The organism is Chelativorans xinjiangensis, from assembly GCF_009812055.1.
GTDB lineage: Bacteria > Pseudomonadota > Alphaproteobacteria > Rhizobiales > Rhizobiaceae > Chelativorans > Chelativorans xinjiangense.
The window spans coordinates 130,915-151,287 of record NZ_WQNH01000009.1; the positions used below are offsets into that span (position 1 = coordinate 130,915).

15 protein-coding genes are annotated in these 20,373 nt (G+C 62.2%); 3 read left to right on the plus strand and 12 right to left on the minus strand.

The annotated features are described in order from the left end of the window. Positions 1–7 precede the first annotated feature (7 nt). From GM910_RS08895 to GM910_RS08930, 8 genes are all read right to left on the minus strand, one after another. Positions 8–1,213, minus strand: a complete 1,206-nt coding sequence (locus tag GM910_RS08895; RefSeq protein ID WP_159587162.1) for an ABC transporter substrate-binding protein — start codon at positions 1,211–1,213, stop codon at positions 8–10. A 34-nt stretch (positions 1,214–1,247) separates the two neighbouring features. After that, positions 1,248–1,955, minus strand: coding sequence for an ABC transporter ATP-binding protein (locus tag GM910_RS08900; RefSeq protein WP_159587163.1), 708 nt, complete (start codon positions 1,953–1,955; stop codon positions 1,248–1,250). After that, entirely contained in the window at positions 1,952–2,716 is a 765-nt protein-coding gene (locus GM910_RS08905; RefSeq protein ID WP_159587164.1) for an ABC transporter ATP-binding protein, read from the minus strand. Before GM910_RS08905 ends, GM910_RS08900 begins: the two co-directional genes overlap by 4 nt. Then, complete coding sequence (locus tag GM910_RS08910; RefSeq protein WP_246225924.1) at positions 2,713–3,303, minus strand: TetR/AcrR family transcriptional regulator; 591 nt, start codon at positions 3,301–3,303, stop codon at positions 2,713–2,715. Before GM910_RS08910 ends, GM910_RS08905 begins: the two co-directional genes overlap by 4 nt. A gap of 610 nt (positions 3,304–3,913) precedes the next feature. Continuing rightward, positions 3,914–4,780, minus strand: a complete 867-nt coding sequence (locus GM910_RS08915) for a DUF2182 domain-containing protein (RefSeq protein ID WP_159587166.1) — start codon at positions 4,778–4,780, stop codon at positions 3,914–3,916. Between the two features lie 80 nt (positions 4,781–4,860). Beyond that, positions 4,861–5,529 (minus strand): DUF1326 domain-containing protein, encoded by a 669-nt coding sequence (locus tag GM910_RS08920; RefSeq protein WP_159587209.1) that lies wholly within the window; start codon positions 5,527–5,529, stop codon positions 4,861–4,863. 5 nt (positions 5,530–5,534) lie between these two features. After that, complete coding sequence (locus GM910_RS08925) at positions 5,535–6,923, minus strand: FAD-binding oxidoreductase (RefSeq protein WP_159587167.1); 1,389 nt, start codon at positions 6,921–6,923, stop codon at positions 5,535–5,537. Between the two features lie 64 nt (positions 6,924–6,987). Then, positions 6,988–10,188, minus strand: coding sequence for an ATP-binding protein (locus GM910_RS08930; protein ID WP_159587168.1), 3,201 nt, complete (start codon positions 10,186–10,188; stop codon positions 6,988–6,990). Positions 10,189–10,979: 791 nt separating this feature from the next. On the opposite strand from GM910_RS08930, the gene GM910_RS08935 reads away from it, so the two are divergent. The 3 genes from GM910_RS08935 to GM910_RS08945 all read left to right on the plus strand — a co-directional run bounded on the left by GM910_RS08935 (position 10,980) and on the right by GM910_RS08945 (position 13,962). Continuing rightward, positions 10,980–11,381, plus strand: coding sequence for a reverse transcriptase family protein (locus tag GM910_RS08935; RefSeq protein ID WP_201285436.1), 402 nt, complete (start codon positions 10,980–10,982; stop codon positions 11,379–11,381). Next, positions 11,378–12,256, plus strand: a complete 879-nt coding sequence (locus GM910_RS08940) for a hypothetical protein (protein WP_159587169.1) — start codon at positions 11,378–11,380, stop codon at positions 12,254–12,256. The genes GM910_RS08935 and GM910_RS08940 overlap by 4 nt, the downstream gene beginning before the upstream one ends. A gap of 338 nt (positions 12,257–12,594) precedes the next feature. Beyond that, positions 12,595–13,962, plus strand: a complete 1,368-nt coding sequence (locus GM910_RS08945; protein WP_159587170.1) for a UDP-glucose dehydrogenase family protein — start codon at positions 12,595–12,597, stop codon at positions 13,960–13,962. A gap of 136 nt (positions 13,963–14,098) precedes the next feature. Here the strand turns inward: GM910_RS08945 and GM910_RS08950 are convergent, their stop codons facing one another. From GM910_RS08950 to GM910_RS08965, 4 genes are all read right to left on the minus strand, one after another. After that, positions 14,099–16,270, minus strand: coding sequence for a nucleoside-diphosphate sugar epimerase/dehydratase (locus GM910_RS08950; protein ID WP_201285437.1), 2,172 nt, complete (start codon positions 16,268–16,270; stop codon positions 14,099–14,101). A gap of 219 nt (positions 16,271–16,489) precedes the next feature. After that, entirely contained in the window at positions 16,490–17,410 is a 921-nt protein-coding gene (locus tag GM910_RS08955) for a sulfotransferase family protein (RefSeq protein ID WP_159587171.1), read from the minus strand. Further along, positions 17,407–18,618 carry a glycosyltransferase family 4 protein gene (locus GM910_RS08960; protein ID WP_159587172.1) on the minus strand — a complete coding sequence of 404 codons (1,212 nt, stop codon included), beginning with the start codon at positions 18,616–18,618 and terminating at the stop codon, positions 17,407–17,409. The genes GM910_RS08955 and GM910_RS08960 overlap by 4 nt, the downstream gene beginning before the upstream one ends. Before the next feature lie 118 nt (positions 18,619–18,736). Then, the gene (locus tag GM910_RS08965) at positions 18,737–20,194 is read right to left on the minus strand and encodes a lipopolysaccharide biosynthesis protein (protein ID WP_281354874.1); all 1,458 of its coding nucleotides are present in this window, start codon (positions 20,192–20,194) and stop codon (positions 18,737–18,739) included. Positions 20,195–20,373 lie beyond the last annotated feature (179 nt).

Genomic DNA, 20,373 nt, shown 5'->3' on the forward strand with positions numbered 1-20,373 from the left:
GACTGGGTCAGGCGATCTTGACGAGGGTCAGCCTGCCGCCGCGCACCTGCTCGTAACGGAAGCTGCTGTCGGAGATGTCGCCCTTGTCGGTGAAGTCGCACGGGCCGCTGGCGCCGTCGTAATTCACCGCTTTGCCTTCGGCGATCAGCTTCAGCCCGTCGCGCGCATTGTCGACCTTGGCGCCGTCGGCGGCCTGGCTCACCTTGCGGATATTGTCCTTGATGGCCGTGCCCGTCGTCTCGCCGGCTGCCGCCATCGCCATGAGGATCAGGTTGATCTGGTCATAGACCTGAACCGTGTAGGGATCCGGCTTGTCGACGCCAATCAGTTCCACAAGCCGCTGGTAGGCGGTGGAGCTCTCATCGGACGAGGGAGCGATCGTATAGCAGCCTTCGACGATCTCAGCCGAGACGCTATCGACCAGCTTCTCGTTGACCGCGTAGGCGAAGGCGATCTTCTTGCCCTGGTATCCGGCGCGGTAGAGCTCCTTGAGCATCACCGTTGTGTCCGGCGCATATCCGCCGAAGATGACGGCGTCGGGATTAAAGCGCAATAACTCGTCCACCTCGGAGCGGTAGGAAGGCTTCTTGTCATCGTAGATCAGCGAAGCCGTCTCGCCGCCGCCGGCCTCGATGGCCTTGGTGATGTTCTGGAACTGGCTGTCGGCAAAAGGTGTCTGCGGGGAGACAAAGAACACGCGCTTGGCGCTCTCCGCAACCGCGAACTCGCCGAACTTGCGGCCCTGAAGCGTGGTGTTGGGCTGGGTGCGCGCCAGATAGCCCTGATGCGGCAGTTCGGTGATGCTGTCGGCGCCCGACACCGTCGCCAGGAAGGTCTTGGATTCCCAGCAGAGCGGCGCGACGGCGGTCGTCACCGAGGAGGCCCAGGTGCCGACGATCGCCGAGACTGCATCGACGTCGATCAGCTTGCGCGCAGCGCGCACGCCGGCTTCGGGGTTCGTCTGGTCGTCCTCCGAGACCACCTCGATCTTGCGTCCGAGAATACCGCCGGCCGCGTTGATCTCATCGACCACCGCCTTGACCGTGTCGGCCATGACCGGGCCGTAGGGACCGCCCGAACCGGTGAGCGGGGTGAGCGTGCCGATCTTGATCGGCTCGCCTTCGCCCCAGGCGAAGGATGGCAGAGCGGCGCCGCCGAGAAGAAGGGAAGACGCCCCCAGGAAATGCCTGCGATTGATTGTGTATCTGCTCATTGTGTTGCCCTCTATGGCTCTTTCTTCCTGGTTGTCAGCCGCCCAGGAACAGGCGGCGTATTTCGGGATCGGCGGCAAGTTGCGGCCCCGGTCCCTCTGCTGACTCCTTGCCCGACACGAGCACATAGCCTCGTGCCGATATGGCCAGCGCCTCGACGGCGTGCTGCTCCACCATGAGGATGGGCAGACCGCCGCGATTGAGCGCGACGATGGCGTCGAACAGTTCGTCGGCGGCGCGCGGGGAAAGACCGGCGGTCGGCTCGTCGAGCAGCAGAAGCTTCGGCGCCGTCATCAGCCCCATGGCCATGGCGAGGATCTGCCGCTGGCCGCCCGAGAGCGTGCGCGCCAGGTCGCGCCGCTTGCCGGCAAGCATGGGATAACGCTCATAGAGCTCCTCGATCCGTCTCGAGGCCTCGCCGCCGTCGCGATAGGCGCTGATCTCCAGGTTTTCGGCGATGGTGAGGTTGCCGAAGACGTTGCGTTCCTGCGGAACGAAGCTGATGCCGGTTCGCGTGCGGTCGACCGCGCCGAAGCGCGTCACGTCCTCGTCGTCGAGCAGGATCGATCCTTCCCGCGCCGGCACCAGCCCGGCAATCACCTTCAGCAGCGTCGACTTGCCGGCGCCGTTCGGGCCAATCACGGTAACGATCTCGCCCGCCTCGACGTGGATCGAAGCCCCCTTGAGGATCTGTTCCGCCGCGCCATATCCAGCAACGACGTCCTTTGCCAGAAGCAGGCTCATCGGCGCGTCCCCAGATAGGCTTCCTGGACTTCCGCGTCGGAAGCCACCTCGTCGAAGGTTCCCTCCATCAGCGTCTTGCCCTCGGCCAGCACGACCACCGGGTCGCAAAGGCGTTTTATGAGCGCCATGTCGTGTTCGATGAGGCAGATGGTGATGCCGTCGCCATTGAGCGCGACCAGATGTTCGGCGATTTCGTCGGCCAGGGATGGATTGACGCCCGCCATGGGTTCGTCGAGCAGGATGATCTTCGGATCGGCCATCAGAGCCCGGCCGATCTCCACCAGCTTCTTCTGTCCGCCCGAAAGCGCGGTCACCGGATTGTCGATGACATGACCGAGGCGCAGCCGCCGGGCCGTCTCCAGCGCCTTTTCCGAAAGCTCCTGCTCCCGCTTGCGCGCCGCGGAACTCGAAAAGAGTGCGGCGGCGAGCATCTCGCCCGGCTGGTCCAGCCCGTAGAGCATGAGATGCTGGAACACGCTGAGCTTGGGAAAGCCGCGCGCGAGCTGGAAGGTGCGCACGAGGCCGCGCCGCACCAGAAGATGCGGCTTGAGACCGGTGACGTCGTCTCCGCCGAGCGTCACCTTGCCGCCGTTCGGCCCGTAGAGCCCGGAGATCGCGTTGAACAGAGTGGATTTGCCCGCGCCGTTGGGGCCGATCAGGCCCGTGATCGTGCCTCCCCTGATATTGAAGTCCACCCCGCGCAGGATCTGCGCGCCGTAGAAGCCAAGCGTGAGATCCCGGACCGCAAGCAGAGTGTTCATAACGCCGCTCTCTTACGGCTCTTCCCTTTTGCCTCTCCGGCCTTGCCGGGAAATTGCTGGCGCACCTGGTCTTTCCAGAACCGGAGCAAGCCGTCGTAATAGTCTTGATCCTGGCGCAGGACGGTCTGGGCGATCATGCCGCGAATGCAGCACATGGTGGCGTTCATCACATTGCGCGTGTGCTCGGGATCGGCACCGGTGCGCGCGGCAAGCTCGGTCCAGATCGCGTCGAGGCCCGCATGGAATTCGCGGACCACGGGGACCAGTTGCGCCTTGAATTCGTCGTTGTGCCGGGCTTCCGGCAGATACTCCATCGTCACATAGAACAGCCGGTCCGACATGACCTTCCACAGATAGTCGACGATCTCGTCGCTGGAACCGCCGCTCTCTGCGAACTCCCTGCCGAACCGGCGCATATCCTCGTTCACCAGATGCAGCATGTTGGCGATCGATGCGGTGATGATGGTTTCGCGGGTGGGGAAGTGATGGGTCAGCGCACCGCGCGAGACACCTGCCGCGCGGGCGATGTCCGGAGTGGTTGCACGTGTGATGCCGCGATCATGCAGAAGGTCGATCGTCGCAGCCATCAGGCGCGAGGACGTTTCGGCACTTCTTTCCTTTTGCGACCGCCTGCGCGGGGTTCGCCCCATGTTCTCAGCCCCTCGAAACATCGGTTTTTTATTGTTATCCGAAAGGTGGAGCGCAACTTACAAACAATCAAGCCTGTTTTTGCAAGTTCATGGCAGAGAGCGCGGGCAGCTGCGGCGACGGATGACAGTGTTGCATGCTATTGTGAAGGGTTGAGAGGCACTGCCCCCGAACTGCCCCCTGAACGCAAAATTGCCCCGGAAGTGATCCGGTGCGACTTTGTAATATACTGATTTTATTGGAAGATTTGGTTGCGGGGGCGCGCAACCACATACGCTCAAATGCGCCCGGTTACGACCAAATGCCCCCTGGTGAGCAGCCGGTACGAACTCTACTCGAGCTGCTCACATCCGCTTCCTGCGAAAACACTGCCTACAAACGACGCCGAGGCTGGCGCGGTGATGCACTCGGCCGGCCAGAAGAGACAAGGCCCACTCGTGAGGAGCCACCGGACGAACTCAAAAACTCCCTGACCTGACGCGACTGACCCTTTCCGGACTCGCGCGCCGGGAGGCCGACTCGTTTTTTGTCTCAAACGGCATGACAAGCTTAGGCCATCCCAAGAAACCGAAGAGGCTGTGCCCCGGCCAGAACGGCTGTGCCCCAGGCGAGCAGAGCGACGCCGGTTGCGTAGCCGAGCCAGTGCCCCGCGGGGACAGTCTTTTCGAACACTACGAACAGCGCGAGGCCAGCGACCCAGTAGAGGTTCATCACGCCGCCGAAAAACATCAGCCCCATCAGGAACCAGCAACAGCCGATGCAGAACGCGCCGTGCACAAGGCCCATGCGTAGTGCGCCACGGGCGCCCCACCGCCAATGGGTACTAAGGAATGCAAGCGGCGATCGGCAGTGGCGAAGACAGGCATGCTTGATCGGGGTGAGTTGGTAGACGCCGGCGGCGATCAACAGGAAGCCGCCGAAGATCGCGTTGGTCGCGACGAGCATCGGTGAAAGGTTACCGGCGCGCTCGAACCCCCACCGCAGGATTACCGCGACCAGGCTGAAGCCAGCCCAGGCGGCGAGATAGCCAAACGCGAAAATGCTCGTCGCGACATAGGGATGGCCGGTGTCGCGCTGCTTGCGATTGACCGTCGCAAACAAAAGGATCATCGGCGCCGCGCTGGGCAGCATCATCGCCACCATCATGACCCACCACATGAAGAACATCAGGACTGCATAGCCGGGCGTCCAGACTGCAGGCGTCATCATCGCCATGCCGGCCATGCCCCCTTCGGGCACGCCCCCTGCCATCCCGAGCTGCGACATGCGGGTCGTCTCGAACGCCGACATGCTGATACCGGCGCCGGCCAGCAGATACGCCCAAGACAGAGCGATGACCGCAAAAAGCGCGGTAACGACGACCAGGCGATCGCGCCTGATCACTGCCTCAAGGGCGGCGTCGATGGGCACCGTCATCCCCGTTTCACCCGATCATGTTCCCCGAATTCGGGGAATGGCTTGTCTGCGCCGCGTCGAAACCGACACCGGTCCGGAGGTCACGCGTCAAGCCATGCCGTGAGCCTTGATCTTTCGCGGACCAGGCCATCCTGATTGAAGTGGTGAACGCAAAAATGCGCCCATGAATCTTCGAACGCCATTTCCATTTTGCCCGTCACCGCGGTCGTACCCAGTCCCAGTTCGGCATATGTGAACTCGAAGCTGCCCCTCGGTCGCGCCAGCGCGATGTGAAACGGTTCTCCAGTGAATTCATTGATCTTTGGATTGGCGCTGCTCTTCAGTATTCCTGGTATCTCGACCCGTGCCGTTCTGCCTTCCAGCTCCGCATCGAGATCGATCGGCAGGAACAACGTCTCGCAAAATTCTGAGCATGTGGACGCGAATACGGCGAAAAGATTGCTCAATGGTTCGCATGCCCCGCCTGAGATGATCGTTTCAAGCGCGACCCTCTGAGCTTCATCTGCACGCTCGTCGATGATGATCTGACGTCGGCCGTTTCCGTCCTTGATTTCGCCGGGCCACTTGTACAGCGCCGCCCAGTTCAAGCCTGCGAGCAGCGTATCGTTGAAGTGACCTTCAACGATGTTGCCGGCGAAGGCCGACTGACAATAGCCATGGGTACTCGGCAAGTTGAACTGGCAACCACAATTCATATCGCAATTGCAGTTATCGTAGGTTTCGCTCTTGAATAGCCATTGATCCGTCATCGTCGTCACCCTCTTCTCCTGATTGCGGGAGCGATGTTCTGGTTGATGTGGAAGAGGTTGTCGGGGTCATAGGCCGCCTTCACGGCTGCGAGCCGCTCGTAGTTGGCGCCATAGTTTGCGGGCGCACGGTGGTCGTCGTCGCTGGACATGAAGTTGACGTAGCCCCCATCGCTGCCCGAGTGGGGATGAATAGCTGCATAGTAGTCCTTCACCCATCTGATGTTGGCCTCGTTGTCGGCAGGGTCCGACCAGATTCCCGCAACGACCGGGGAAAAACTCTTGTCCCGGTGTCCGAAGGCGGTCTCATCGGCGCCGACCCGTTGCGCGGCACCATTTATCGGATGCAGATGCATGCTCGAGCTTATGTACGGTGTCTTCTTGCCATGCTCGACGTGAGCCGCGATTGCCTCGTCGGTGAGCTCGGTGATGAAGTCTGCCTTCCAATAATGCTGCATGCCCTTCGGGACCATGCCGTCGAAGGCGCTGTTGAGCGCCGGGAACGGCATAAGGCCGACCTGCTCCGCTTTCACCTCGGCAACGTCGCGCAGCGGCTGCAGTACCCGCTCAGCCTCCTCGTGTGGACCGTTCCAGCAAGTGACCAGTACACAGAACAGGTCCCCAACCCGGTTCCTGGGGATAAACGGCAGGTCGGGAGCTATCTGCCAGCCGAAAAAGCATCCGAGCTGTTCGGGCGCACGCGCAATATATTCGCGGTAGCCCTGCAGGACCGCCGCGGCATCGTCGAACTCGTAGAATATTGGGCCGCCCACGATGTCACCGACCTCGTGGAGCTGAAACTCGAAGCTGGTGACGACACCGAAGTTGCCGCCGCCGCCACGTAGGGCCCAGAACAAATCTTCGTTCTGGTAGTCGCTCGCGGTAACCTGCCGGCCATCAGCGAGGACGACATCGGCCGACAGCAGGCTGTCGATGGAGAGACCGACGCCGCGGGTCAGGTAGCCGATGCCGCCGCCCAGCGTCAGGCCACCCACTCCGGTCGTCGAGATGACCCCGCCGGGCGCGGCGAGGCCGAACGGGTAGGTGGCATGGTCGACATCGCCCCATGTCGCGCCGCCCCCGACCCGGGCGACCTTCTTGATCGGATCGACCCTAACGTTGTTCATCCTCGACAGGTCGATGACCAGCCCGTCGTCCACCGTGCCGAATCCGGGAACGCTGTGGCCCCCGCCACGAATTGCCACGTCGAGGCCAGCGTCGCGGCCAGCCGTGACCGCGGCCATCACGTCGGCCGAATCCACGCACTGGACGACGGCGCGGGGTTTGCGGTCGTGCATGGCGTTGTGGACGGCGCGAGCCTCGTCATAGTCAGAATCCGAGCGGGTGATGACGCGACCCCGCACCGTTTCGGTCAACGCCTCGATCATGTTGCTCATTGGGCGCTCCTCTGCTTCGTCTCGCACAAGGATGCGCCCTCGGGCGTTCCGAAAGCGTTCCCTCTCAGCCGGACTCGCTCAGAAGGCGGATTGCTGCCCGGAACGCCGGGAGATCATGGCCAGACGGCATGGTCCCGATGAGGTTCTCAAGTCGCTCACGCAGCGTCTGATCGGGAAATCGACTGGCAAGGGAGTGGAGCGCCCGAAGCTGCAGCCAGCCTGCCCCTTGAGCGCTGGCGATCTCGACGGCATTGCGCAGAGAAGCGGCAGCGGCTTCGGTTTCCCCGCTGCGATAAGCCAACTCGCCGTCGACTCGCCACAGCTCGGCCTCGAGATAGCGCTGGTTGGACCTGTGTGACCACGAGAGCCCCTCGCGTGCGGCGGCGCGTCCCTCGCGGTACTCGCCGATCATGCCGCGCGCCCGGGCGAGGAGAAGGAGCGTGTAGGTCAGGTGCAGGGTCTCCCCTTCGGTCCGCGAGCGCGCCACCGACCGCACGATCTTCTCGATACCTCCAGCCGATCCCTCACAGACGTCCATCCAGCCCCGAAGGGCCTCCAGGACGACCATAAGGTAGCGTTCCGAAAGATGCTTCCATTGAAGGTCGGCGTCAGCGAGGAACTCGGCGAGGCGGGCGATATTTTCGGATTCGGCCGCGGTGATCGCCGCGTAGGTGATGACGTACCTCAACGTCATCAGATGATCGAGATCGACCGCCAACTCAAGCGCTGATCGGGCTGTCTCGTCGGCCCGGCCGGCATCTCCCACCCACAGTTCGACCCAGGCCAGCCGTACGAGGCAAATCGCCTTCGGGTCCTGGGCGTACAACGCCAGATGCTCGTTGCGATGGGCCACGTCATAGGCTTCGATTGCGCTATCGAGATAGTGGCGGGCTCTGGTCAGATCGCCCCGCCAGAACGCGCTCACGCCGAGGAGATATCGGCCCTCTGTCCTGGCGACCGCATCATGACTCTTATCGTCGAGGAGGGCCCGGGCGAGTTCGTCGCAATCGTCGAAGTGGCAGCCCTGCAGCCGGGCGAGGCCGAGACCACGGAGGATCGGCGGGTCCACAGGTTTGTGAAGCTTGCGGCAAAGCGAAAGGGCGCGCTCGTAGAGTTGATGCGCGCCGCCGGACCCGTAGCCCTCCAGGGCGACAAGGGGGGATCCGAGGGCGATCCAGATGTCGAGCTCGAGTGTATCGCGGTCGGGTGACGATGGCAGGTCGGCGAGCAGTGCTAGCGCTCGCCGAAACATGGTGACCGCTTCATCGAGGGCCGACACGGCCACCGCTCGGGCCCCCGCCACGCGGTAGGCATCGATCGCCGGTTCGACCATTCCGGCCTGGTCGTAGTGTGCGGCCAGCTGCGGGCTGGCCGCGTCGCGGTCCTTGCGGCGCTCGACCACGATCGCCTCGGCGACGGCGCGGTGGAGCTGACGTCGGCGAGCCGGCGTGACCATCTCCAGGGCAACCGCCCGAAGCTTGTCGTGACTGAAATCGTAGGTGAGTCCCTGATCGTGGATGATCCGACGGCGCCAGAGTTCGTCGACATGATCAACGACCTCGCCTTCATCGGTCCCAGTGGCCGAGACCAGCAGACCGACCGAGAAGGGCCGGCCGATGACGGCCGCCACCTCGGCGATTAGGCGGGCGCCGTCAGTCAGCTGGCCCAGTCGAGCCCGCAGCACCGCCCGCATCGTTGGCGTGAGCACCGCCTGGCTTCCGTCAGATGAGATCCCGGCGCGGAGCGTTTCGATGACAAAGAGTGGATTGCCTTCGGTCTCGCTCCAGAGCCGTGCCGCCAATCCCGGATCAATCGTGTCTTCAGCGCGCAGCCGAGCAGCGAGCGTCGCAGTGGTGGCTTCATCGAGCCGGTCGAGCGGCACGGTGGTCACTGCCTGATCGTGGCCCAAGGCGTCCACGAGCCCAACGAAGGGATGATGCTCCGGGATCTCCTCCCAGCGGATGGTACCGACGATGAGGACCGGTGCAGTACGCCCGGAACGGACGACGAAACCGATCAGCTCGATAGTCTCGGGGTCACACCATTGCAGGTCGTCGATGATGAGCAAACGCGGTCGGTCGCTGGCGACGAAGGCTCGGCTCACGGCATCGAACAACCGATGGCGCTGAGCCACGTCGCCCGACCGTTTCGGTTCAGAAGGCTGGGAAGCGTCGCGAAGTTCGGGCAGGAGACGCGCGAGCTCGGTCCTCCAGACCGTGTCGAGCGTGTCGATGTGGCTTCGGATAGCATCCGATCGCAGCAGGTCGACGACGGGACCCCAAGGCAGCCTGCCCGCAGCCTCGTATGCCCGAGCCGATGCCACCAGGTGTCCGTCTGCTCGAACACGACGGCCGAGTTCCAGTGCGAGACGGGACTTTCCGATCCCCGGTTCCCCGGTGACCAACAAGAGATGTGCCCGACCCTGCCGCGCGGTGTTCCATGCCTCGATGAGCTGGTTCCATTCGAGGTTGCGGCCGACGAAAGGCGATTCAGCGACGGGTAGGTCCCGCGCTTCGTCGCGGTTCGGTGCGCCAGCCCGGAGCTGCTGGTACATAGCCCCGATCGCCTCGCCCGGTGTCACCGCGAGCTCGCGCTGAAGCACCTCCCCGTAGCGGTGGTAGCAGCGCAGCGCCGCGGCTCGATCGCCCAGCGCGAGATGTGCTTCCATCTGAATTCGAACGGCCGCTTCGTCGGTCGGCTCCAGGTCGGCGATGCGTTGGGCGTATCTGATCATCGCCTTGTGGTCGTCGCGCCCCGCAGCCTCCTCTGTCAGCCGCACGAGGGCTTGATACGCCTCGGCGCGAAGTTTGGTTCGCTCGTCCAGGACCCAGTCGTCATAACTAGCTGGAAGAAGATCGCCCGAATAGAGGCGCGCGGCGAGCTCGAAATCACCGGCCGCCATGGCATCGCGGAACCTCAGGACGTCGACCTCGGTCGGCCCGGTCGGGATCCACCGCATAGTCTCGTTGTCGATCTCGATGAACTCACCGATGTCGGGAAGCGAATGACGGAACTCGTGGAGCAGCTTTCTGAGGTTGGTGCGCGCCTGATGCTCGTCGGAGTCGGGCCAGAGCTCGAACGCGAGTCGTGAACGGTGCTGCGGATCTCTCCGCAACGCGATCAACGCCAGAAACCGTTGCAAGCGAAGAGCATTGAAGGCGCGAAGACGCCGGCCGTCCAAGATGATCTCGACTGCACCAAGAAGTCGGACCTGTAGCCGCGCCGGCACTCGTCCGCGACCAACGCCGCTCTTATCGCTCGGCATACGGCTCCTTTGGGTGCGCTCCATCTCTGGAAGTCCGCTGTCTCCCCACGCCAGCGACAACAAGCCAATCTGCAAGCCGATGAGTGTCGACTCCGAGTCTCCGGGCTGGAATCGCGGGATTGTGTTGTAGTGTTCACACTCGTTTGTCCCAGAAGTGTAGCGGAATTGACCTGCGACTTGAACCGGGATGCTTGGCTGTCCGGTTGTTCCAGTTTCTGCGCGTTCAGATCGACGGCGGCAACGTGAACTTTCCACGTGCGCCGTGCCAAGGCGGCGCTTCTCCAGCGGGTGGAATCCCCGCCCGGCAACCGCTCCAGCCGGAAGCAACCGGGGCAGGCATGGAGGCAACGAGATGACCTGAAGCCCTCGGATAGTGGTCACACTTTTGGTGACCGCGCGAGCGTGCAGGCCGTAACGTGAGTAAACGCTGAGCAGGCCTCGAAAGTCGCGATGTGCGGGCCGACCCGGCAGTGGAACCGGGGAAGGCTGATATGGACGGGCGAGTCTGAGCAACGCCTGAGCCCGTCTGCCGCACCGGGGTAGTGGCGACAGCATGCACGCAAGGAAAGCGCACGCAACACGGGAAGCCCCAATGCGTGATCAGGGATAATCAGCCGGACGCCCGCGAGGGACAGGCCGGGCGCGCTGGGGTGGCGGAGAGGCTCTTAGTACGGGAAAGCCGGGTAATGCCGGTGGAGGGAAGGGGCCTCAGTTCAAGACGAACGCAACAAGTGGTGAGGGACCGGAGATTGGGAAATCTAGCAACTCCGAAACGTGTCCAGAAACTGCAGATGGCGTTACACGCGAAAGCGAAGGCAGAAGCCGGCTGTCGCTTCTACGTCTTATACGACAAGATCAGCCGTGAAGATATCCTGGCGCATGCCTATGCCCAGTGCCGCTCCAATAAGGGCGCACCGGGGGTGGACGGCCAGGACTTCGCGGACATCGAGGCGTACGGGCTGGAGCGGTGGCTCGGCGAACTGGCGCTTGCGCTCAGGAAGGAGACCTACCGACCGGAACCGATCAGACGCGTGTTCATACCGAAGGCCAACGGCAAACTCAGGCCGCTGGGCATCTCGACCGTGCGGGATCGGGTCTGCATGACGGCAGCGATGCTGGTGCTTTCCTCGCCTTCGCCAAGCTCGTCGACAAGGGCATTGCGATCGATGAGATCGCCAAGCGCTTTGGCGTGACCGTCAACCTGGTCGAGCGGCGCTTGAAACTGGCGAAAGTGGCGCCGGAGATCCTCGATGCCTTCCGCGACAACAAGATGACTCTCGATTGCGTGGAAGCCTTCACGTTGTCAGACGATCATGCGCGCCAGCTCGAGGTCTGGAAGACTGTTTCGCAGCAGTATCACTTCAGCAGCCATGGTATCCGCCGCATGCTCACCGAAAAGAGCTATTCGGCCAATTCTCGTCTCGGCCGCTTCGTCGGCATCGATGCCTATCGCGAAGCCGGCGGCGTCGTGATCGAGGATCTGTTTTCCGACCACAACAACTCCCATCTCGAAGATACCGTCCTGGTCGAGCGGCTAGCCACGGAAAAGCTCGAGGCGACCGCGGAGGATCTGCGCAAAACGTGGAAATGGGCGGAGGCCAGGCACGAGGTCGCCTATGAAGAGTTTCGGCATTTCGGTCGCGTCTACCCTCGCCATCTCGACATGGATCCGGAGGTTGCCGAGGAACTCGAACTACTGCGCCAGAGAGCAGAAACGCTCGAGACGGACTACGACGAGGAGACGTGGACGGACGGCTGCAGGAAGAAGAAGATCGCGTGTTGCAGCGGATCTTCGGTCACGACATTGGCCACGCCGAGGGTTTTGTCCATTAGAGCCTGCGCACTTCGGTCCTGCGAGATCAACAGATCGAGCTGGCGGGCCTTGTCTTCGTCACCTAGTGCGTCGGTAAGCCGTTTCACGGCCTCGACTATCCCTGGACGGATTGCCAGTACGTGTTCGCAACTCGCAAGCAGCATCCGTTTCGGAATGTTGAGATCACCTGCCCCCATATCCACCTTCCCCAATGAATATCCATCCCGCCCCAGGTCATATACCTCCTTCGGATGAAGGCAGGTTTGGCTAATCCGTGCGCACCGTTCAACGACGCGCTACAACCCATGCATCTATAGCGCGGCGGATCGTAAATTGCTTCGGTTCGAGCGGAGAATCTGCGGCTTTACCGAACCCATGTCAGGGTTTTAATCCTCCAATTCAAGAGAATTCACGCCTAAAATCAATCGGTTGCGTAGAATGCGAAGCGACCGGCGTGATGGAGGCATATCGGTTCTTCGATGGTCGTCTGAGGCGTTGGACGGCCACGAAAACATCGCCGTTAATGCCCTTATTCGCGGCGGTTCTTCCATTCGTGCGAGAGCTGAATGCTATTGCGGAAGTGGAGAAGCGTCTTGAGACTTGTCGTGATCGGTTCCGGCTATGTAGGGCTAGTAACGGGGGCGTGCCTGGCTGACTTCGGCCACACGGTCGTCTGTGTGGACAAGGACGCATCCAGGATCGACAGGCTGCGGCACGGAGAAATGCCGATCTACGAGCCCGGCCTTGAAGTGATCGTCGCCCAGAACGTGCGTGACGGGCGCCTGTCGTTCACCACGGACCTCGCTGGGTCGGTCACCGGCGCGGATGCCGTCTTTATCGCTGTCGGAACGCCATCCAGGCGCGGCGATGGCCATGCGGATCTCTCCTATGTCCACGACGCCGCGCGCGACATCGCCCGCGCCCTACAGGGCAATACCGTCGTTGTGACGAAATCGACCGTTCCCGTCGGCACGGGAGACGAGGTCAAGCGCATCATCCATGAACACAGGCAAAGCAGCGCCTTCAGCGTTGCCTCCAATCCCGAGTTTTTGCGCGAGGGCTCCGCCATACAGGATTTCAAGCATCCCGATAGGATCGTTATCGGCGTGGAGGATGAGCATGCAAGCACGGTGATGGCGGAAATCTACAGGCCCCTGTTTCTCAACAAGTCGCCGATCCTGTTCACCTCGCGCCGCTCGGCCGAACTGATCAAATACGCTTCCAACGCATTTCTTGCGATGAAAGTGACCTTCATCAACGAGATCGCGGATCTGTGTGAAAAGGTGGACGCAGACGTTCAGGAGGTGGCCCGAGGATTGGGCGCGGACAAGCGCATCGGGTCGAAGTTCCTCCATGCCGGTCCGGGGTTCGGAGGCTCTTGCTTCCCGAAGGATGCAATGGCTCTCGCCAAGACAGCCCAGGATCATGATAGCCCGCTGCGTCTGATCGAAACGACGATCGCGATCAATGACACCCGCAAGCGCGCCATGGCGCGCCGCATCATCCGTGCCGCCGGCGGCAACGTCCGTGGCAAGACGATCGCCATTTTCGGGCTGACGTTCAAACCGAACACCGATGATATGCGCGAAGCACCGTCGATCTCCATCATCCAGGCGCTTCAGGACGCCGGTGCCCATGTCAACGCCTACGATCCGAAAGGCATGGATCAGGCGCGTGCATTCTGGTCCGAGGTCACTTTCCATGCCAGCCCTTATGAGGCGGCCGAGAACGCCAGCGCCATCTGCATCCTCACCGAGTGGGAGCAGTTCCGCGCCCTGGATCTGCAGCGGCTGGAGAAGGTGGTCGCGCAACCGGTCCTGGTCGACCTGCGCAATGTATATTCGCACGAGGAAGCAAGGCGCTTTGGCTTCGCCTATTCAGGGATCGGCTCGAGGTCCAGCACGCCAACGCATGTTATCGATCTGGCCGCTGCTCGCGATAGATTGGTGGAAGCCGTGTGACGAGCGGGTTGTGCGCCCGATGGCCGACATCGCGTTTGCGGCGATGTCGGCCTGATGTAGTCGTAGGCCTTCGGCAAAGTCCTTGCCACCTCCCAGCCAAGCGTTCCGAAAACCAAGACGTGTATGAACGCCGCACTCATGCGCTTCGGGCATGCGGGTCTGGCTTCAAGAACCAAGACGGAACCGGGCAACCCTCACATGTACACCGCGCGCGCTCGATTCCTACATCTGAAGCATGGCTCACGGGGCGCGGGCGTTCGCTCTGGCTTGTCTGAAACCCCGGCAGAACGGTGCGGATCGAGGCGAAGAGACCTTCCGTGTCGCCTTCCAGAGCGCAGGTCTGCAGCCTTGCTAACACATCCTGCAGTACCGGGATGGGCACCGGCCTCGGCACCGCGCCGAGGACTCGTGGAACAGGTGGCGAAACTCTCGTTTCGGTCTCGTCGAAAAGCTCTTCGAACAGCTTTTCTCCCGGGCGACAGCCGATGATCTTGATGCGTACATCCTTATCCGGAGTGAAGCCCGCCAGACGGATCATGCGCCGGGCGATGTCAACGATTTTGATGGGTTCGCCCATGTCGAGCACGAAGATTTCGCCCTGCCCAAGCTCCTTCTCCAGACCATACGCGGAGGCCTGGAGGGTAAGTTCCACCGCCTCGCGAATGGTCATGAAAAAGCGCGTCATTTCGGGATGAGTCACCGTCAGCGGCCCGCCATGTGCCAGTTGGCGCTTGAACAAGGGAATGAGCGAGCCGCTTGAGCCGAGCACATTGCCGAAGCGCACCGTCATGAAACGGGGGGCGTCGGGCTGGTTCAAGCCTTCAAGATCGAGCGCCTGGCAATAAAGCTCGGCAAGCCGCTTCGTCGCACCCATGACGCTGCTCGAATTCACGACCTTGTCCGTAGAGATTTGCACCATACCGAGCGCGCGCCATCGCCGCACAGCATCGGCCACGTTACGCGTACCGCAGACATTGGTAAGCACCCCTTCACACGGGTTAAGCTCCACCATGGGCACGTGTTTCAGGGCGGCGGCATGGAAAACGAGCTCGGGCCTGTGCCGGAGAAAAACCTCGTTTACCCGGTGCGGGTCGCGCACATCGCAAAGATGCGGCGTTCTCGGCACGTGGGCGAACTGTTCGGAGAGCTCAAGATCGATTGAATAGAGATTGAATTCGCAGTTGTCGATGACGGCGAGGTGCGAAGGCCCGAGCGCCGCCACCTGCTTCGTCAGCTCGCTACCGATCGATCCGCCGGCGCCGGTCACAAGCACGCGCCGGCCACGAATGAAGCGCTGGAGGGCGGCAACGTCGAGTGCTGCTTGCGGCCGTTCGAGCAAATCCGTGAGTTCGATAGGCCGCAGTTCGAACTCCTTCGTGACGCGGGTACTGCGCAGCTCTGTGACGGGATTGAGCCGGGAAATGGCCATACCCACGCGATCGGCCTGTTCGATCAGGCGTTCGGCCGCCTCTGCCTCGAAGGCGGAAGGCGCTGTGGTGAAGATGAGATGGCGCGGCCTTTGCCCGCGCGCCTCGCTATCCTCCATCACGGCCTCAAAATCCCCGGTTGTGCCGAGCACAGGGACGCCGCGAAGCGTCGTGCCGATCTCGGCCGGTGAATTATCAAGAAAGCCCACCGGCCAATAGGTGCAGTTGCGGTCGCGCTGAAGCGCGCGCAAATACAGATCGGCCTCGTGTCCTGCGCCGACGAGCAGGACGGGCAGCATACAATCGGAATTCTCCGAAGCTGCGCGCACGGACGGCATCCGGATTTTGAGATCCTCCTGGCGGAAACTGAGCCGGACCGCCGCCAGCAGCGGGACGAGCGTCACGACCTCGATGGCGATCACGGAGCCCGGCACGAGGGCCAGCCCCGAGTAGAAGAACAAGCAGGCGGTGAGGATCGCCGAGGCAAAGAGAACGGCCAGCACAAGGACGATGTAGTCCAGGATCGAGGCGAATTCCCATTTCCGCTTGTAAAGACCGGCGGCCGGAAAGCTGACCGCACAAATCATCATGAACATTGCCGTTATCGAACCGACGGCGCTCGTGATCGCGGTATCGGCGAGAATCACTTGCGAACCGAGCCGAAGCCAGATCGCCACCACGAGTGCCACCGAGCTCAATCCCAGGTCCACCGCATAAAGGTGGCGGTTGCGAATGGTCGACGTCACGACAGATTTGAGCTTGCAGCGGACCCAACGATAGAGGCGATGCTTGCCCGGGCCAACGATCAACGGCGGCAGCGGCGCCGGAATCTTCTGGAAACTCCGCGAATGCGCTCCTTTGGCAGCCAGGTTGTTGTCCATCGTAGACAGACCTCTAAGCATGGAGCGAAAGAATGTCAGCGCCTGGTCAGCGACAGGCCCGTGGTGAAGATCTCGCCCTGCATCCATTTCGCCTTCGGAATGCCTTGAGGTCGCTGGATGAACCTCCCTATGGCGAGCGGCCCTTCCGAAGCTTTTGTAACTTCAGCCATTTTGCGGTAAGCGTGGAGGCCCGCACAGCAGCGGGAAACGCAAGGCGTGTCAGTTAAAGCCCTGCGATGGCTTCCGGTTTTGCGCAATTGCCGTTCCGGATGTCTCCGTTTGCCCCTCCCGACCGAGCCTCGACATTTCAACACCCGATCCACGCAGCCAGTGTGATAGGTCGTGGCCGAGCAGGCGGCCAAGCATCTCGACATCCGGCTCGTAGTGGTCTGTCAGCCGCTGACGCAGGGAGTCTGGAAATGGCGGGTAACGTATCTCCTTTGCAAGCGCGGCATGCACGCGGCGGAACGGAGTGGTCTCCCGCAAGGGTGCGACGACCGGCTTGAGCGGACGAAGCAGACGGCGCATGGCAGGGCTCAGCATCGGAGCGGACTTGTCCTTTAGCCTGCTGCGCAGCAGGTGGCCCGCCCCACCGCCGGCCAATCCCAGGAATGTGCGGACCCTGGCCAGTTGCCTTTCCGGGCAGGTCGTCACTGTTTCGTAAAAGGTCACCAGGATGCGCTCGGCCGGGAAGCGGTCGAAATAGACATGCAGCTGGCGATAGTAGAGGCCAGCACTGACCAGGCGGGTATCCTGCGATCTGGCGGGGTCGAGATAGCGCTCGATATCGCTGCCGACGTCGCCGCGCCGGTACAGCATGCAGTAGTCGGAATAGGCGCGTTCGACGGGGTTGCGCAGCTGTACCACGAGCTTGGCATTCGGCACTTTTCGGGCGATGCGATCGGCCGCTTCCGGTCTTTCCAGGTAGGAGTTCGACTTTTCGCCGACCACGAGCGCGCCTGCATTCGCCGGAAACTGCGCCAGATACCAGTCGTCGCCCCTGGCGAACTCGCGGCTGAAGTAATGCAGTTCGGGATCCGGCATCGAAACCATGGGGTCCGCCTGCAGAGACCTCTGCAGCCAGGTGGTGGCGCTCTTGGTGGCACCGATAATCAGGAAATCGATATCGTCGAACCTCATGGAACCGTCCATTGATCGGAACGACGCCGAATATTGTGCGGCTGCTTTTGATCGCTGAGGAGCGCGCGATAGATCGCCGTGAGCTTGCGCACATGTGTTTCAACTCCATAGCCAGCGAAGGCGCGTTCGCGTGCAGCCTCCGTGATCCGGGTTCGGTAGTCGCAATCGGTCAGGAGCAAATGCACCGGATCGACGAAAAGCTCCGGCACGTCGGGGGGCACGAGAAGGCCGGTGACACCGTGTTCGATGGCTTCGGGATTGCCGCCGTCATCGGTCGCCACGACCGGCGTGCCAAGGAACATAGCCTCGATCAGGGTGCGGCCGAAGGGCTCGCGGACGGCTGGGATCAGCAGGGCGTCGACCGCCTGCATCCACGGTTCCACTGGACTGCGGAAGCCCATAAGCCGAATTCGGTCACCGATGCCGAGCGCTTCGGCGCGCTGGGTCACTGCCTGCCCGAGTGCGGGGCTTTCGCTTCCCGCAACACCGAACAACAGCCCCATCACCGGCACATCGGGATGGCGGCGGACATAGGCGGCAACCGCTTCGACAAAGTCCAATGGCCGCTTGCGCTCGATCAAGACGCCGAAATAGCCCAAAAATCGCGTTTCGGGAGAGCAGCCGAGCGTCTTGATCAGCATGTCTCGGGCAGCAGACCTGTCACCGTTTTCGCACGGTGGGTCGAACGGGCTATGGACGACGGAGAGTTTCCCGCTGACGTCAATGACCGGCCGTTGCGGCCTCGCGAACCGGGAAACCGTCACTATATGGCTTGCCACCAAAGGCGCCAGCCAATTCACCCCACGCGCATCCGGATCGCCACGATGGTGCCAGACCTGACCCGCCCCGGCCAGCCGTGCCGGCAGAGCCCACACCGCATGGATTCGACCATCGTTGGTATGGACGAGGTCGATCTTGTTGGCCCTCACAAAGCGAGTTAGCGGCGCCAGTGCGTGGATTGTGTAGCTCATGCCCCGTCGGATGGCCTGAGGAGCGCGGCCGGGAAGCGGCCCGGTGGGAGCGTCGACGAAGGAGATGCCTCGCTCAGTCAGGTAGTCCGCCAGCGGCCCGTCGACGACATGCAGCACCACCAGCGGCCTTACAAAACGGTGATCCAAAGCCTGGATCAACCTGACCGCCGAGACGTGGCTGCCGCCAATCTCATCGCCGATAAATGGAAAGCAAACAGAGATGGGCCGATCAAGCATGAAGTCCTCGCAAGGAGCGGCGGATTGCGAAGGCCGTTTCTGGAGACAACCGCGCCGATGCCTGCGTCGAGGATACGCACAATGCATCCTGGCCGAAACCGTTGCTCCGTCAGGAAAATCAGCAGCTCCCAGCGGTATTGCGCGACAGAGCTTTCTGCCGTGCCTCTCCGATGTGCGGAGGCTCCCCTATCGAAGGGCCGGGATCCGGCGAGGCTGGAGGCAGCGTGTTGGAATGGGATCTGATTTCTCCGTGAAAGGCGACGAGCAGTCCGGCAAGCCAGAGCCCGCCCATCACCGCATGGGCGATGTTCGCTCCCATCGCGCCTAACACAGGGATCGCCGCAAGGGCCGTTGCATGGAATACCAGTGACGAAACGACGACTATTTTCAGCACAACGGGCTGACGTCCCATGGCAAGGAGTGCCGAACGAACGGCGCTACCGCTCAACATCATCGTCACCGCAATCAACTGCACCACGACCAGGGGACCTGCTGCCTCAAATTCGGGGCCGGCTGTCCAGTGGAGCACCGGCCCGACCCACAGCGCTGCGGCAGCGAAAACCGCCAGGCCGAAAGCCAGCAGAAGAATCTCGGTCTGCAGAATGATTCTGCGAAACTCTGATACGGCCTGCTGCGCCCACAGCCGGACGATATCGGGATAGACGACCGCCTGCACTTGAACGCCCATATGCAGCATGAGGCGGCCTAGACGTTTGGCGATGTGGTAAAGTCCTGCCGCAGGCGCTCCGGCGAGCGCTCCAACGAGCAGAGTGTCGAACTCCGTTGTGCTGGAGCGCACCGTCAGTTCGATCTTGCTGCCGAGCGTGAAAGCCCACAGGCCCTTGAAACGCCCGGTCACCCCGGCCAACGGTGCCATCAGCAGGCGCCGAACTCCCTGGCGACGCAGTTCGACCAGGGCCAGGGTCAAAAAGATCAGCGATCCGGCAATCTGGCTCACCGCCCATGCGATCACGAAATAGAAAAGACTGGCACCCGCCAGCAGACCCGCGGCACACAGGACGAGCCGAAGTATCGTACTGATCAGCGAGCTGTATGCCACAAGCCTGAACCGGCCGGCCAGACGCAGGACAGCTGTCGGAAACCCTTCGATCTGAAACAGCAGGACGGTCGAGTAGATGAGCACCTGCTGAAGATTGCTGTGGCTGATGCCGACGAGCGATCCAAAGATCAGCGCGACGCCGACAGCCACTCCATACGCAGTCAGTGCGGCCGAAAGATCGACCAGAAGGCCGAATTTCATCAAGGCCCGGTAGGCGCTTCCTTCTTCCTTGCCCTGCTCTTCAGCGCCATATTTGATGAGCGGCTGCCAAGTCTGGAACGCGATCAGGAGGTGAACGGATCGGGTATAGCTGAGCGTGAGGGCGAGGATGCCGAAGTCAGTGGGACCGAGGGCACGGGCAGTCACCACGAAGGCCAGGAGGCCCACGATAGTGCCCATCATGTTGCCGGTAACCAAATGACCGATGCTGACAAGCCGCACGCGCAGCGACGTCTCGTCGTGCCAGAACCTGCGGGCACGCCGGCCAAGAGATTGAACGGTGGCCGGTAAAGACAAGCAATGCTCCCCCACCAAAGCGCCCAGCCCTATCGCGGCTCAGCGACGATACGAAATGGCGACGTGTCGACCGCATGACACAGGCAACACCCTTCAGTGCGCGGCCGGGACGTTGCCCCGCCTGTGAGATACTGTAGCAGCCATGCAGCGGGCTGCACCTGCGCGAAAGCCGGATAACG